This is a genomic window from Sphingobium sp. Z007, from assembly GCF_900013425.1.
Lineage (GTDB): Bacteria > Pseudomonadota > Alphaproteobacteria > Sphingomonadales > Sphingomonadaceae > Sphingobium.
In genome coordinates this window covers 32,406-46,932 of record NZ_FBXK01000003.1, presented here as the reverse complement: position 1 = coordinate 46,932, position 14,527 = coordinate 32,406, and the positions used below count along the sequence as shown (strand labels likewise).

The following is a 14,527-nucleotide window of genomic DNA, read 5'->3' as shown; positions in this document are numbered from 1 at the left end:
TATCCCCTGTCAAGCTACGAGGCTTATGCGCTTGAGTGGTAGGGTAGCCGTGATTGGAGGACAGGGAGTGGATGGCATGGGGAACTCGCTCCACCTCGCCGAGGACGATGAAACGCTTAAGGACGCGGATCGCGACAACCCCACGCACAAGGGGAGAACCCGCGCAAAGGATGCGGATTTACAAGTGTACGGCATCCAGGATGTCGCTCAGGAACTCGGACTGACACTTCGCACGCTACGCTTCTACGAAAAGGAGGGGCTTATCGCCCCTCAACGGGTAGGCAGTACCCGGGCATATTCCAGGCGTGAGATCGGACGCATACAGCTGATTTTGCGCGGCAAACGCCTTGGCTTCTCCATCAAGGAAATCAAGGAGTTTCTCGATCTCTACGATGCCGATCCCGAGCATAAGGAGCAAATGGAGCGATTGATTGCCCGCATCCGGGAAAGGTTGGTCGACTTGAAGACGCAGCGCTCTGCGCTCGACCTGACAATCGACGAGCTTACAACCATCGAAGTGGAAGCGATGGCAAAGTTGCAGCGATAATTTGGTCATCCCATTCTCTAACCGAGCGGTAACGCTTGATCGCGGCGCCCCCGATCCAATCAAGCCGTCAAGCGACGAGCGCCGCGCCGATCGCTAAGGCCGCCCCAGAACCGCGCCATGATCATCCAGGCGATGCCCGACGCGGTCATCGCCCCGCCGACCTGCCATGGCTCGAGGCCAAGCACGCGCGCGATGGGGCCCGCGAGCGCCACGAACGACATCATCGCCATCGAGCAGACGAAGGTCTCGAACATCAGTGGCTTCATGCTGAAAGCGCCTGATGCTTCCTCCCCCACTTGTTCGTCGCCTGTCGCTGTCGCAGCTTCGGTCATGCTGCTTCGTCCCGTGATGCGACCGGCGAACGGCCACCATTCCAGAGCAGCGCCGTCGAGACGGCATAGACAACGAGCCAGCCGAGGTTGAACGCGGCGCCGTCAAGCCAGGTGTGCGCCGGCTCGGGCAGGATGCGCGCGATCAGCATGCCGATCGCGACCAGCGAGACGGGATTGGCCAGCGCTGCGAACCAGCGTGGCCAGGCGGTGCGGCCCAGCGCGATGACGATCCCGAGGAGCAGCAGCGCCAGGCCCAGCGTCACGATCGGCATCAACCAGGCGATGAGCAGGACATGGTAGAAGTGCTGGCCGAGATCGAGCAGCGCGCCATGGGCCGCGGCCGGCGTTTCGAGGATCGTCTTGTAGGCCATGCCGACATAGTAGAAGCCCGCATGGCCGAGCGGAGACCAGGCGTTGCCGGCGACCAGCAGGACGAAGGTCAGCCAGCGCCACCAGCCCATCGCCGGACGCAGCCCTTCGAGCAGATGCCAGCAGCCCGCGAGATAGAAGACGATGCCGGCATCGGCCACCAGCGCGCCCGCGGCGAGCCGCGCCTCGGAGGATGGAAGCATCAGCGCGACACCGTCGAACTGGATGCGATCGGCATAGGTCTTCAGGATCAGCGGATAGTCGTCGGGACTTGCCCTAGCCCCGATGATCAGCGCGTCGCCGAGCGTCCAGAGGATCGCGCCGATCACGCCCGCGATACCGCAGAGACGAAGAAGCGGGAGCCGCTGGATATCCGTCATAGGCTTGTCCTTGCTTCGGCGCGGGATCGATCGACGAGACGCATGATCTCCTGGGCGATCAGCTCGGGCTCGCTGAACGGAACCATTGCCAGCGCTACCGTCGCCTGGCGGCCACGGGCAAGCCTCAGCCCAAGGTGACCACCGCGATCGCGCGTGAACTGTTCGGCTATGCCTGGGACATCGCCCGTCGGGTGTCGCCGGCGATAGCCGGCTGATCCACCCACGACATTAACGAGAGGAGGCGCCAGCGCACCAACTGCATAGCCTTGGCCGACGTGCCGCGGGCACCCGACTGTGATGGGCAATCCACGGTGTACGGTGGGGCAGGTTCGTCCGACGCCCGAACTTATACGGAGGATAGGCCCAGCGACGGATACGGGTAGTGCGGTAATCAACCCGCGGATGAGAGCATGATCAATCGTCGTCGATCAGGCGCCCGCGGCACACCCGCCAAGGTCAATGCGACCGCTGGTCTCGAGGCCAGCGAAGGAGTAAACTCGGCCAGCGTCTCGGATGGCAGTCATGAGAGCGTATATCTGTGTCCGTTTTATGTGACGCCCCCGACATGGCGGTTTGAGTAGACGCGGAGAAGGGCGATGTCGCCCTTCTCCGCGCTCAGTCAGGCGGCGAGCAATTCGTCCGCCGGACCGAAGAATTCGTAATGAATGCGGTCGGATGGGACGCCAGCCAGCGACAAGGTCGAGACGGCGTGCCGCAGAAACGGGCGTGGTCCGCAGATATAGTAATCGGCCTCACCTACAGGCGTGTTGGCGACCAGCCATTCATCGGTAATGATGCCGGCGACGTCATAATCCCGTCCTGCGACTTCATCTTCGAGCGGGGTCTGATGAAAATCGGTGACGGTGATTGACTTGCCCCGCCCAGCGACAGCGCGAACATGATCACGCATTGCGTGGGTATCGCGGTCATGAGTTCCGTGGACATAGTGCACGGGGACTCCCGCCTCGCCCTCAGCAAGCGTTTCGAGCATGGCCACCATCGGGGTCAGCCCCACGCCGCCCGACAGGAGGATCACCGGGCGTTCGACATGCGCTGCCAGGAAGAATTCGCCTGCAGGCGCGGCAACTTTGAGCACCGTGCCCGGCTTGGCTTCATCATGAAGCCAGCCTGACGCAAGACCAAGCGGCTCACGCTTGACCGAAATGCGATAGGTTTCGCCGTTGGGGGCTGCTGAAATCGAATAGTTGCGCTTGACTGGCGGATGTCCCGGAATTTCAAGCCAGAAGGTCAGATATTGCCCGGGCTTGTGCCGCATGACGGCCCCGCCATCAACGGGGCGCAGAACGAAGGAATTGATGACGCTGCTCTCACGCACGACGTCCTCGACGCGAAAATCGCGCCAGCCATTCCATCCGCCGGTCGCATCCTTCTGTTCTGAGTAGACTCGCTGCTCGCGGGCGATCAGGATGTTGGCCAGGAACCAGTAGGCTTCGCCCCAGGCAGCGAGAATCTCATCGGCGGCCGCATCCCCCAGCACCGCCTTGATCGCCCCCAGGAGCGCCTCGGCAACGTGCGGATAATGTTCGGGCAGAATTTGCAGGCCGACATGCTTCTGCGCGATCCGCTCGACCGCCGGGGCAAGCGCACCGAGATTTTCGATGTTGCTCGCATAGGCGAGAATGGCGCCGGTCAGCGCCCGCGGCTGCGAACCGGCATCACCATGGTGCGATTGGTTGAAAAGGTCGCGAATGTTCGGGTTCTGGAACATCCGGGAATACATCTCGTTCACGATGTCGAGGCCATGCGCTTCGAGCGCGGGGACGGTCGCCTTGACGAGCGCAATGGTCTGATCGCTGAGGGGCTGCGTCATCAACTTCTCCTTTTTGAATGCGTTGAAAATCCCGGAATGTCAGAGCTTGGGAATGTGATCGTAAAAATCCACCTGCATCTTCATCGGCCCTGTCGGCGTTACGAAATGCGGTTGCTGAGGGAGAATCAAGCCAGGCTGGTCAGGCGTCAGGACGATCTCCGAAGGTGGCTCGAGGTAGGTTAGCCGGAGTTCGCCCTCCAAAACCCGGATCACGCCCCAAACACCAGCCTTCGTGTCATGTCGCGCGCGCAAGGCAGCCGGCAGAGTGTCCTGGTTGAACACCGGCGTGGAACGGTAAGGCAAGATTTCAGCCATGGGTTTGCCCTGGTCGCTCGATGGCATCCTTACGTTCCGCGTTGGCGACCGATGCAGCACTCCGTTCCTCCAGTTGGAAGAACATCGCCAGTTGCAGGCTCTCGGCGATGCGCCGCGCCTTCGCTTGTAGCGCCGCTGCCGCTTCGGGCGTCATCCTGTCATTGGTCGTTTGAACCCAGAGTGCGAGCCAGCGCTCGAACAGCGCGGGCGTTATCCTGGCCTTATGCTTCAAATGGGCCGGCACCGGTTGCCCCTTGTATCGGCCACTGGTGAGCATGACGGAGGACCAGAACGCAGTCAGCTTCCCAAGATGCTCCGGCCAGTCATCGATCGCATCGTTGAAAATCGGCCCAAGCGCGGGATCGGCGCGGACCCGCGCGTAAAATTCCTCCACCAAAGGAGTCAGCTCTTCTTCTCTGATTTTCGAGACACCGTCCACGACTCGCGCTCCAATCATGTATATATAATACATCGATTATGATTGCGCATAAACGCAAGGCTAGCGCATATTTCCAGGTCGTCGGTCGCGGCGATGTACACAGCCTGAGAAACTGCTCAGCCCCGCTAGTTTAGCCTTGAATCCGAAACACGAAGGCATAGCATCAGCCAGCGACCCGAAGGAGTCTCGGTGAGACGTAGACACCTTTCCTTGCCCGCCCGTCAAAAGACGGGCGGGTTTTCTTTTCCGATTCCGTAGGACATTCGCTGGAACGCTAATCCGCGTGATCTGGCGCACTCGGAATTTTCAAACACCGTCACAAATACCTAATTGTGCGCAGCTCAAGATCTAATCACCCGATTTTCGCGATCAAGCGGCCGGCGGCACCCTGCTCTGCCGCCAGATTGCGATTATAGGCGAGCGGCATCCGGGGACTCTTCCAGCGTAGCGCATCCATGATCCCCGCCAGATCCTCGCCGCTCGCAAACAGATCCTGGTTCAAGCCCACCCGCGTCGAATGCGCGCTCACGCCCTTGAGCAACTGCGCCAGATCATCGGCGGTGAGGTCGCTCAGCGCGCCCTTGTCGAAGGCGCGCCGGATCATTGCCCGCCAGATCGGCCCGATCGAACCCGGGTGCAACGCCCCCTCTCCCACATCATATTCGGTGCGCGCCGGCACCGCCGACTTCGGCAATGTCTTGCGCAGATCCCAGCTTTCGCGGCCAGAAATCGTCTCGATCCGCCGCCCCTTGACCGCGGCCCGCGCCTTGTAGCGGCGCACCTGCACCCGGCGAAACAGCGGTCCCTCCTCGATGTCGGCAGCCGCAGTCCAGGCGGCGATCGCCCGCACCGAGCGCGGGCTGAGGAACGCGGTCGCGCCCTTTCCCTCCTGATCGCCCTTGCTGCGCGAAATCGTCAGCAGCCGCGCCTCGGGATCGATGGCGTCCACAATGTGCTCGACCTCGACCGCGACCAGCTCGGAGGCGCGCAAGCCCGTGTCGTAGGCGACCGACAGCAAAGCCCGATTCCTGAGCCCCGGCAAATCATCCGCGCAGGCCTCAAGCAGCCCCCGCACATTAAGCCCCCGGGGTGCGTCCCGCTCGACATTGCGCACCGGCCCCTTGAACCGCAGCGGCCGCGCCTGGGCTTGCGTGCTGCCCTTCTCCCGGCGGATCGCGCGGAGCCGCAGCTTGACCAGCTCGGCCTGGGTGGGATCCTTGATGTCGAGCAGCTGGTGGATCTTGGCGATCGACGCCTTGTAGCGACCGAGCGAGGCGGGTTTCGCCCCCTGCCCTGCCCGGGCATCGAGATAGTCGGCGACCGTCTCGGGAGTCGCCGGCGAGGTCACGCGCCCGTTTCGGCGGCACCAATGGTCGAACGCCTCGATGTCGCTGGCAAGCGCGCGCAGGGAATGCGGCGAGGATGCCGCCTGATAGGCGGCGATCAGCTCGGCGTTGATCGTGATTGGCGATCGACAGTTCAGCTTGGTCACCTCCCAAGCGAGGTCGACGGCCTGTCGGCCTCGCCGGCTGCTGATGGGCGCTGGGAGGCTCATCTGGACAGCGCGACAATCTGGTCGAAGCTGTGCGGTTCGACCCCATAGATAGCCTCACGCGTCACGCGCCCATCAAAATCGCTCTGCCATGACCAGAATATCGTCTTTTCAGTGTCCAAATGCCCTGCCCTCCGCCGGGATGCACATACCCACCTTATAGAAAGGCGTCAAATCCGCTTATATGATAACTGCAATTATCGCATGTTTATCCTTCGATGCTACTGAAGGTAGAAACTAACTATCGACTTTGGTTTCCATCTGTGCGATCGCGGTCCGAGGATGGACAAGGCTCAGATCGCACAATTCGGCGACACGATGCTGCAGCTCGGCCGCCTCGATGGTCGCCTGCACAGTAGTACATGCGCCGACATCTTTCTCGCCCGATCGCGTCTGGAAGGCGCCGCTGCCCTCGCTGGATTGGCCGGCGTCCCGGTCGACGTGCACGATCTCCAGGACTGGATCGCTGGCCGTAGCCCCCCTCCCCGCGCTTCCGAGGGTCTCAACGACCCGATATCGGTAGCGGCGGTTTTTCACTTCGCGATTAGCCGGGATGAAGACAGCAGGGATTCGATCATTCGAGCGACCCTCAATGTGCTCCGCTCAGTCCTCGACGATCGGACCGAGGCGGAGGCCTACGGCCGAGATGACCTCGCTCATTTCGGGCCCATGTGGCGGTTCATACGCGAAGCAGCCGATGCTCCGCTCAGCCAGCCCGGTTTGGTCGGGGTCGCCGAGCGCGTTCTTGAACTGTCCGCCCTGACCGAGACCGGACACGAGGCTGGCTATGAGGTGGTAACAATCGACGGCCGATCCTTGGATCTGCCGCCGCGTGCTCGCGATCGCAATTGGCTGATCGCTGCGACCGTGCCTCGCCTGCTCCATCAGGCAGGCCTCACGACGAGGGTCATACCCTCGCTCATCCTGCTGCCCAAGTTCCTGCCGCCCTCGCCCGCAGCGCTTGCCGAGACCATGATGACCGCACTCCGCAAAGCGGTCGCTTCAGGCCTACGCGATCTTGACCGAATCGAGCGCGCGATCGCGGCTTCTAGCACCTCCGATGTCACCAGGCGAAGCAAGGCTCCTCTTCTCTCGCGCTTGCTCATGACCTATCCTGGTTTGCAGCCGCGCGCCGTCGCAACGCTCCTGAACGTCACCCCGCAGGGCGCCCGAAAGCTCTTGGCCTCGGTACGCGAGCGAATGATAGTCTAGCTCATGCCGTCCAAGCCGCAGAATCCCCCATCGCGCCACCATTTTATTCCAGAATTTCTCCTGAAGGCATGGAAGGACGGCGATATGCTGCTGCGCTACTGGCGCAATCGTATCGGCCAGATCGACTGCGAGCCCGCCTCACCTAAGAGCGTGTGTTTCGAGCGCAACCTCTACAAGACCGTCGGCTTCCCGCCCGAGCATGCGCAGCAGATGGAGACGTTGTTCATGCAGGTCATCGATGCTGCGGCGGCGAAGGTCCACACGGTGCTGCTAGAGGGGCGGCTCAACGAGCTCAGCGATGGTCAGCGCTCGGATTGGGGCCGCTTCGTCATGTCGCTCTGGTTTCGCACGCCGCTCGACATGCGCGGACTGAAAGAGGCTGTTGGAGCCCTCGTCGCTCCCGAGGGCGGCAAGGCTCTTCTTGGCATCGACCCTCCCGCCGAACTTCCGCCCGACGCCGTCAGCGCGCTTCAGATGGAAATCTTGAGGACCGTCATCGACGATGCAGAGCGCGGACGATCCTTCATCAACATGGATTGGCGCGTGATCACGACTACAAACCGGCGAGAGTTCTGGGTCTCCGATTGGCCGCTCGACGTCCCCACAAGTTTCGCCTGGCTCGGTGATCGGTCCTCATACGTCACGCTCCCGATTGCGCCGAACAAGCTCTTCGTGGCCGCAGGATCGCGTTCCCTCGCCGATCGCATCGCAGCTCTACCCGAGCGCGAACTCATCCTGAGGCAGAACCGATCTACCGTCGGTCATGCGCAGAATTTCGTCGGAGCCAAGAGCCCGGACGCGGGCGATTTCATCCGGCAGAATTTTGGCGGCCGAGTGCGACACTCCATAACTGGCAGCATCGCTGAGAAGTACAACTCGGCAACCTCCTGAAGCTATAGCCCGGCACAGTGCCCGTGCGGTGGTTAGCGCTGCGCCAGGACGCCTTCGATTGCCTTGAGCAATTCGGCCGGTGTTGCGTCTGCCTTGGGTGGCACCTTGATGGTAAGGCCCCCTCCCCTCGCCTTTGTGTAACGCAAGATCACCTTGCCACCTTTGCCGGTTAGCTCCTTTTCGCTCGGAGACTTCGCCACAGGCTCAACCGTCGCCTTCACGAGACGCTTGGCAACTTCGGGCCCGCTGATCTTCAATCCCTTCGTGGTGCGCTCCTCCTCGATCCGCTCGGCCTCATCCCGCATCTTTGCGAGCGTCTTCGCGTCACCAGCAAGCGGCTTGATGTCCCGCGCCACGCGAACCGTGATATCGTGCGTGTCCGAGAATGCAACGATCAGGACATCGGGCAAACGCGCAACGTCCAGCAACCGGCTGAGCCAAGATTTGGACAGGTTCAGATGGTCGGCCATCTGGGACTGCGAACCTTCGTAGAACTCAGCCAGCGCAATCGTATATTCCTTGGCGCGTTCCCAATCCGAGATGTCTTTCCGCGAGCGGTTCTCGACATCTGAAACCCTGAACGCTTCCTCATCCGTGACGCTCTGGATTGTCACCAGATACTCGTATTCGGGGTGATGGTGAGCGCGTAGCCACTTCACGGTCCACCAGCGCCGGACACCCGCGATAATCTCGTAGTCGAACTCGGGATCGTCCTTCAGTCTGCGAACGATCGCCGGAATCCGCTGCTTCTTAGCGGAGAGGAAAGAGTCGATCAGATCGCGGCAGCTCTCCTCCGACAGATGGTCGAGATCGCGATTGTGCATTCGCCAGGGACGGCATTTCGCGGGGTCCACCCACTCGGTCCGGTCGGCCACGGACTTGCCCGTGGCGATGCGCGCCAGCGTTTGGCTGCGACTCGCCATGATGCCTTCAGCGGGGTTCGACTTGTCGAGATTTTCCTCGTCGTCGAGACCTTCCGTGAATTGCGAGCCGAAGCCCTTATTTCCCTTGCTCATCGGCCCATTCCTTCTTCACTTTTAGCCGCCTTTGCCCCCCTCACCAACTCCGAGTTGCCACGTGGCAACTCGCCTGCATGGGGCACTTCCTGATTGGGTAGGTTCGACTGGCGGCTTTGCATAATCACTTCGTTCAATCTATTGTTTTTGCTGTACTTATGCCTGAGTTGCCACGTGGCAACTCTTTGTCAAATAGCCGGTCCAAACGGCCTTCGGCGGCTTGCGTCACACCGCGCCTTTCGCGGCAGTTGCCACGTGGCAACCGCCCTCAGACCTTGCCCCCTGCCCTGCTCGCCCAGGTCCGCAGAACATCCTGTTCGATGTCTCTGCAAACGTCGTTCAGATGCCTCATGCAACGATTGTAAACCTCATGCGATGTGACCGGTTTTTCTAGTTCGAACACCGTTTTCATTCGCGAGCTCGCATTGTCGATTTCGGCGCTCGTCACCATCACCGATTGGGTCATTGAGCCGCCGAAAACCTGTCGCATCATCGAGAGAATCTCGCGATGCATTGACTTGCTCTCGTCCACCCGACTGCCAACCAGCCTGATGAAATTGTAAGCGGGACGGCCACGGCCGGCAATTTGCTCGAGCTGCTTCATCGTGGTCCGCGTCATGTCGATGAAAGAGACCGTCGAGGCAAAGTCCACAAGGCTGGGGGGCACTGGGATCACCATGCAGTTAGCGGCCTGGAGGACGGCCATCGACACCATGCCTAGCGCTGGCGGCGGATCCATGATCACAATGTCGTAATCCTCGACTACCGTGTCAATCGCTTCCGCGATGAGATCGATAATCTCCATGTTCTGGTTCTTCGCCATGTAGCCGGCAATCTCGTACTCGAGGTTATACAGCCGCAAGTTCGACGGGATAAGATCCAGGTTATAAAAATGCGTCTTGCGGATAATCTTCCGCACGCCGAGCAATTCCGGATTATGGAAGTGCCCGTAGAGTGTGTCTTCCTCCTCCAGATCTACGTCGGGCCGATAGCCAAACATCATCGTCGAAGACGCCTGGCTATCACAGTCGATGAAGAGCACGCGGTAGCCGTGGATCGCGAAATGCTGCGCAAGATGCAGGGCAATCGTCGATTTGCCGACACCGCCTTTGAAATTGCAAACCGAGATAATAGCCGGCGTATCTGTCGGCTCGCGCCAGGGCCGTGTACCAAAGACCTCGCGCATGTGGTCGAGTTCTTCCAGGGTGTACTGAACCCGATGGCCTGATCCAGTCCGGTCGCGCTCGGGAAGCCGACCATCACGTTCAGCCTCCCGCACAGCTGAGGCAGTTCTGCCAACCAGCGCAGCGGCTTTTGAGATCGGGAAGGTGGGGCCGCGTTTCTGACCTGTCTCGGGATCGACCGCACTATCCCGGATGCGTTTGAGGATCGTCAGCGCTTTCCTGTGAAGGACATCCAGACCACCCTCGATCAGGTCATCCGGTTGAGTTAGGGTTGCGTCAGTGGCCATCGGATTCCGCTTCTGTGGGTTTGATGACCCACAATAGCCGCGTTGGCAGTTTTGAGCAACAAAATGGCCATCAAACTTACAACATGACCGATGATCTCCGAGCCCTTTGCCCCGTAGCAAGTTATCGGGCCAACGCATGGCGCCTCATGACCGATGATCTCGGAGCCACTCTGAGTCGTGGGCCAATCGTGTGACGTAATGGCAGGTCCGAACTGCAGTCTGTGGATAACTACCGATGATGTCGGTACTTTCCGATGATGTCGGTGCACCAGAACGATGATGTCGGTGCGAGCTGACCGATGATGTCGGAGCCCATACCTATTACTAGAATCAACCTAAGAAAAACCGATTCGCGAATCGTTTTGATTTTTCGAATTTGAAGGGGGTAGGGTGGTCTGACGATAAAAACGGCACCGACATCATCGGTATTCTTGCAAGTCTCAAGGCCAATTCCGCTCTGCAACTGCCAACAGGGTTGATTTCGCTCCTCAAAGCTGTTGAAAGATGCCTGACACAACCCTCGGCTGATTCGGGGGGAAGGGCAGACCATGAATGGGGATCCACATAGGCCGCTCGGGCACCAATACGCGCTAGCCATGCTCAACGGCGGCGAAGAAAGCGTGCGGAAGCTCGCCACGACCGCCGGCACCCAGCTCACCCTCGACGCCTTTCTCCGGGTCCAGGACGAAGAACCGGTCCCCGCATTCCTGCATTCTGCCCTGTGTGCGATGTCGCTGCCAACCAAGCGACCGAAAGACGACACACAGCCGATCGTTCGTGAAGACGGCAAATACGCGCTCGCAATCAACCCAAGACCTGTCCTGCAGAATGTCAACGGCAAGTCGGTCATGCGAAGTCTTGGCGTGCCATACGGTGCTTACCCCCGCGTCGCGCTAATCTATCTCTTGTCGCAAGCGGTGATGAAGCAATCGCGCGACGTCTATCTCGGCAGGAACTTCACCGAGTGGATGCGCCGACTGGGCTACCAGACGGTCTCCTACGGCCCGCGGGGCACTGCCAATCTTATGCGCGAACAAGTCGATCGGCTGCTGGCCTGCGAGTGGCAAATTCGGTGGGATGGGACCGGGACCGACGACAACGCCTTCGCTGTACGGGATGTCAAAATCTCGAACGAATATGCAGGCTCGCTCGACAAGAATGGCTCATTTGCGCGCGAAATCCGCATGTCGGAGGCCTTTTACAGCCATCTCATTGATCACGCCGTCCCGCTGAACGAAATCGCTATCCGTGAGCTCAAGGGCACCCCGACTGCGCTCGACCTCTACACCTACCTTGCATATCGGCTGCCGCGAATCGGCTCGGACAAGGGTCAGGTCATCTCCTGGGACCAGCTCGCCAAGCATCTGGGTAACGAGGCCGACAGCAAGCGCTTCCGCCAGACCGTCCGCGAGACGATGCAGATCGTGTCAGCGGTCTATCCGAATGCAAATGTCGATCTTTCGGGCCGGAAGGTAGTGTTGCACCCTTCACCGGCCCCGATGGAGCGCAAGCTCGTAGGGCCTCACCTCCGACTCGTTGGGGCCGCAGCACCAGGAACGGCACCGAGATCATCGGTCAAGGTGCGTCGCGAGGTCGACTCCTCGCTTCAAAAGGACTCGGAGCCGCTTCTCTCGTTTCCGACCGGGTCGTTATCCTATGGCGCGCGGGAGGCTCGTTTCCGGCAGATCGGCCTGACAAAGGGAAATCCCTGGTCCGTGGACGACATGACGGCCGCTTTCCGCAAAGGATGCCCGAACTTCAACAAAGAGCGCACCGACAAGGAATGGCTCCGCGTCTGGGAAGCCTTCGTCATTAGTTACGCCGAGCGCCGCGCGAATCGGCCTGACGACTGACCGATGATCTCCGAGCCGTTCGCGTGAACGCGGCGCCGGGGGAGTCTGTCCTCAACGATCGGACCAGAGAAAAAAGGGAAGGGGGTCCGAGCTTGTAAGCAGGAGGTAGAATTATGCCGCTTACAGCCAAACGCCCCTCACAGGAGCTTGTAGACTTAGTCGGAGCCCTTGGTGGCACCTGGAGCGGCTATGTCGCGATGTGCCAATGCCCTGCGCATGCTGACAGCGATCCGAGCCTATCGATCCGGCAAGGCGACCGTGGCATTCTCGTCACCTGCTTCGCCGGATGCTCCCGGGACGACGTGCTCCGCGAGCTTCGTCGCGTTCGCCTTGGCCAGCATTATGCGCTGCCTGACCCGGCCAACCCTCCACGCGCTGCAAACGTCCAGAGGATCTGGGATCAAGCGATCGATGTCCGGGGCACGCTTGCCGAGCGCTATCTTGCGCGCCGCAATCTCCTGCCTCCACCGCCGGACATTCGATTCCACCCGCGATGCCCGTATCTCCCGAAACCGAAGACGGTTTTTTTGCCTGCGCTACTCATCGCGGTGCGCGAAATCAGGAAGCTCGTCGCGATTCAGCGAATCTTTTTGGACGAGAACACCGCCGACTACGTCCGCAAAGTCATGCTCGGCACGCCGCTGTCTGGCGCTTGGTGGGGAAGGGGAGGGGGCTCCACGCTAGCGATCGCCGAAGGGTTCGAGACTGCGGACGCGTTCTGGCGGCTGAACGAAATTCCCTGTTGCGCGTCGCTCGGCGCCCGGCGCTTGAACCAGCTCATCATCCCGCCGGGCGTTACCAGCTTGCTGATCGCCGAAGACAATGACCCCGAAGGAAAGCGCGCGGGCGCATTGGCTGAAGAACATTACGCCCGCCCGGACCTGCACATCCGTCGATCACCACCGCCGTCAAAATTCAAAGATTGGGCAAAGGCACTCGACGCGGAGCGTCGCAACCGCGCTTGGTCGGTCGGCTCTACTTAGGAAGCGCCTTACTGCGGCGGCGAGGCGCGGGTTTTGAAACTACCTCCACCGCTTCAGGGCCGTTCTGCGCTACGTCGACGGCGGCCGCTTTCGCTCCCGAAATGCCAAGCTTTCTCCGTCCGGTCTTAGCGGCCTCCGACACAGGCCCCGCAGCCGCATCAACTACGGCCTCGGCCTTTCTCCCCCCTTTGCGGCCAAGCCCAATGGCAAGTGCAAGTGCCCGCCGACGCTCGGCATAGTTTGGCGCAACCATCGGATAGTCCTTCGGAAGCCCCCACTTTGTTCGATACTCATCCGGCGTCATATTGAAGTTTGTGGACAGGTACCGCTTGAGCATCGTCAGCTTTTTCCCGTCCTCCAGGCACACCAGATAGTCTGGCTTGATCGAACCGCGCACGGAGACGGCAGGCGTCGCCTTTTCCAGCGCGAAAGGCGCCGGGTTGAGCAAACTGTTCAGCGCGCCGAAAACACTTCCGATCAAATTCGGCAGGTCCGCGACCGCAATCGAGTTGTTGGAAACATGCGCGGCAACAATGTCCGCGGTCAGAGTCAGAAGATTATCGTCGACCAAGATGCCCTCCGTGTTTCGGCCAATATCGATCAGCCTGCCTCTTCTGTCGAGCGGCTGTCGACGCTCATCGCCACCGAACCAAGGAAAGAGGGGAGGGGGATCGGGAATGTGATGCTGCCGAGGGTGCAGCGACACAGGAGATCCCGACATGACCGACCTCTTCGACGCGGCGGATCGCGCCGACCGCGAAGCTGCGCGCCGCCTCTTGCCCTACCTTCAAGCCGACATGCCCATCACACGTCGGGTTCTGAACGACGCGATGGTCGCCGCCTTTGGTGGCACCGACGCGAACGGCCGGTGGACGCAGCGCGACAGCTTTGAGGTTCTCGAGCACGCACTCGCGCTTCATCTGCATTCGAACGATCGAAAGCCTTCGACCCTGGAAGACGTCCCACGGATCATCGCCCTTGCGGGCAGGCTGCCGACCCAGACCGTCCGCAGCGAAGAGCAGATCGAGTGGCAACAATTCTCGACCCCGGTCGATATCGCGGCCGTCGCCGTCCTGCTCGCCAATGTCGATGCTGACGATGTCATCCTTGAACCCAGCGCCGGCAACGGGCTGCTTGTCGCCCAGATCGGCGCGCGCGCCGCGCTGTAGCGCGACGATTACGGAGTCCGGTCGGCGTCAATTTTGATGGCCGATAGGTGGCCGCGCCGGTTGGTGAATTCTGGCTACCATTTGCTGTTGCGAGGAGCAACCGTCGAGCGACAATTACGACGCTGGGTAATTGTCGCTGGCGCTGGCCGGAAGCGAGGGTTTGAAGC

14 protein-coding genes and 2 pseudogenes are annotated in these 14,527 nt (G+C 60.8%); 7 read left to right on the top strand and 9 right to left on the bottom strand.

The genetic code is table 11. The annotated features are described in order from the left end of the window. The first annotated feature begins 76 nt into the window (after positions 1-76). Entirely contained in the window at positions 77-547 is a 471-nt protein-coding gene (locus CEQ44_RS07095; RefSeq protein ID WP_017503287.1) for a MerR family DNA-binding transcriptional regulator, read from the top strand. Between the two features lie 68 nt (positions 548-615). Here CEQ44_RS07095 and CEQ44_RS07090 read toward each other — a convergent pair. Both CEQ44_RS07090 and CEQ44_RS07085 read right to left on the bottom strand, forming a co-directional pair. Next, positions 616-813: pseudogene (locus CEQ44_RS07090) on the bottom strand (hypothetical protein); the annotation flags it as partial. 62 nt (positions 814-875) lie between these two features. Further along, positions 876-1,628, bottom strand: coding sequence for a DUF6796 family protein (locus CEQ44_RS07085; protein ID WP_004206961.1), 753 nt, complete (start codon positions 1,626-1,628; stop codon positions 876-878). A gap of 86 nt (positions 1,629-1,714) precedes the next feature. On the opposite strand from CEQ44_RS07085, the pseudogene CEQ44_RS24960 reads away from it, so the two are divergent. Continuing rightward, positions 1,715-1,843, top strand: a pseudogene (locus CEQ44_RS24960) (IS110 family transposase); the annotation flags it as partial. A gap of 404 nt (positions 1,844-2,247) precedes the next feature. On the opposite strand, the gene hmpA reads toward CEQ44_RS24960, so the two are convergent. The 4 genes from hmpA to CEQ44_RS07065 all read right to left on the bottom strand — a co-directional run bounded on the left by hmpA (position 2,248) and on the right by CEQ44_RS07065 (position 5,768). Further along, on the bottom strand, positions 2,248-3,459 hold the full coding sequence (gene hmpA, locus CEQ44_RS07080; protein WP_088183878.1) for an NO-inducible flavohemoprotein: 1,212 nt from the start codon (positions 3,457-3,459) through the stop codon (positions 2,248-2,250). A gap of 39 nt (positions 3,460-3,498) precedes the next feature. After that, positions 3,499-3,774, bottom strand: a complete 276-nt coding sequence (locus CEQ44_RS07075) for a DUF1971 domain-containing protein (RefSeq protein WP_004206958.1) — start codon at positions 3,772-3,774, stop codon at positions 3,499-3,501. Further along, a complete protein-coding gene (locus CEQ44_RS07070; protein WP_373438190.1) occupies positions 3,767-4,231 on the bottom strand; it encodes a group III truncated hemoglobin in 465 nt (154 codons plus the stop codon). Before CEQ44_RS07070 ends, CEQ44_RS07075 begins: the two co-directional genes overlap by 8 nt. Before the next feature lie 334 nt (positions 4,232-4,565). Then, on the bottom strand, positions 4,566-5,768 hold the full coding sequence (locus CEQ44_RS07065) for a tyrosine-type recombinase/integrase (RefSeq protein ID WP_037522307.1): 1,203 nt from the start codon (positions 5,766-5,768) through the stop codon (positions 4,566-4,568). Positions 5,769-6,047: 279 nt separating this feature from the next. Between CEQ44_RS07065 and CEQ44_RS07060 the strand changes: the two genes are divergently transcribed. Further along, positions 6,048-6,977, top strand: coding sequence for a hypothetical protein (locus CEQ44_RS07060; RefSeq protein ID WP_088182549.1), 930 nt, complete (start codon positions 6,048-6,050; stop codon positions 6,975-6,977). 3 nt (positions 6,978-6,980) lie between these two features. Continuing rightward, a complete protein-coding gene (locus tag CEQ44_RS07055; RefSeq protein WP_088182550.1) occupies positions 6,981-7,868 on the top strand; it encodes a DUF4238 domain-containing protein in 888 nt (295 codons plus the stop codon). 32 nt (positions 7,869-7,900) lie between these two features. Here the strand turns inward: CEQ44_RS07055 and CEQ44_RS07050 are convergent, their stop codons facing one another. After that, positions 7,901-8,884 carry a ParB/RepB/Spo0J family partition protein gene (locus CEQ44_RS07050; RefSeq protein ID WP_088182551.1) on the bottom strand — a complete coding sequence of 328 codons (984 nt, stop codon included), beginning with the start codon at positions 8,882-8,884 and terminating at the stop codon, positions 7,901-7,903. A gap of 268 nt (positions 8,885-9,152) precedes the next feature. After that, a complete protein-coding gene (locus CEQ44_RS07045) occupies positions 9,153-10,355 on the bottom strand; it encodes an AAA family ATPase (protein WP_088182552.1) in 1,203 nt (400 codons plus the stop codon). A gap of 548 nt (positions 10,356-10,903) precedes the next feature. On the opposite strand from CEQ44_RS07045, the gene CEQ44_RS07040 reads away from it, so the two are divergent. Both CEQ44_RS07040 and CEQ44_RS07035 read left to right on the top strand, forming a co-directional pair. Further along, positions 10,904-12,208: a replication protein RepA gene (locus CEQ44_RS07040; RefSeq protein ID WP_088182553.1), complete on the top strand. Its 1,305-nt coding sequence runs from the start codon at positions 10,904-10,906 to the stop codon at positions 12,206-12,208. A gap of 113 nt (positions 12,209-12,321) precedes the next feature. Beyond that, positions 12,322-13,191, top strand: coding sequence for a toprim domain-containing protein (locus CEQ44_RS07035; protein WP_088182554.1), 870 nt, complete (start codon positions 12,322-12,324; stop codon positions 13,189-13,191). On the opposite strand, the gene CEQ44_RS07030 is transcribed toward CEQ44_RS07035, so the two are convergent. Next, positions 13,184-13,762, bottom strand: a complete 579-nt coding sequence (locus tag CEQ44_RS07030) for a MucR family transcriptional regulator (RefSeq protein WP_254913989.1) — start codon at positions 13,760-13,762, stop codon at positions 13,184-13,186. The two genes, CEQ44_RS07035 and CEQ44_RS07030, sit on opposite strands and share 8 nt — an antisense overlap. Positions 13,763-13,910: 148 nt before the next feature. Here CEQ44_RS07030 and CEQ44_RS07025 point away from each other — a divergent pair, with 148 nt between their 5' ends. Next, complete coding sequence (locus tag CEQ44_RS07025; RefSeq protein ID WP_088201799.1) at positions 13,911-14,360, top strand: hypothetical protein; 450 nt, start codon at positions 13,911-13,913, stop codon at positions 14,358-14,360. Positions 14,361-14,527: the final 167 nt, after the last annotated feature.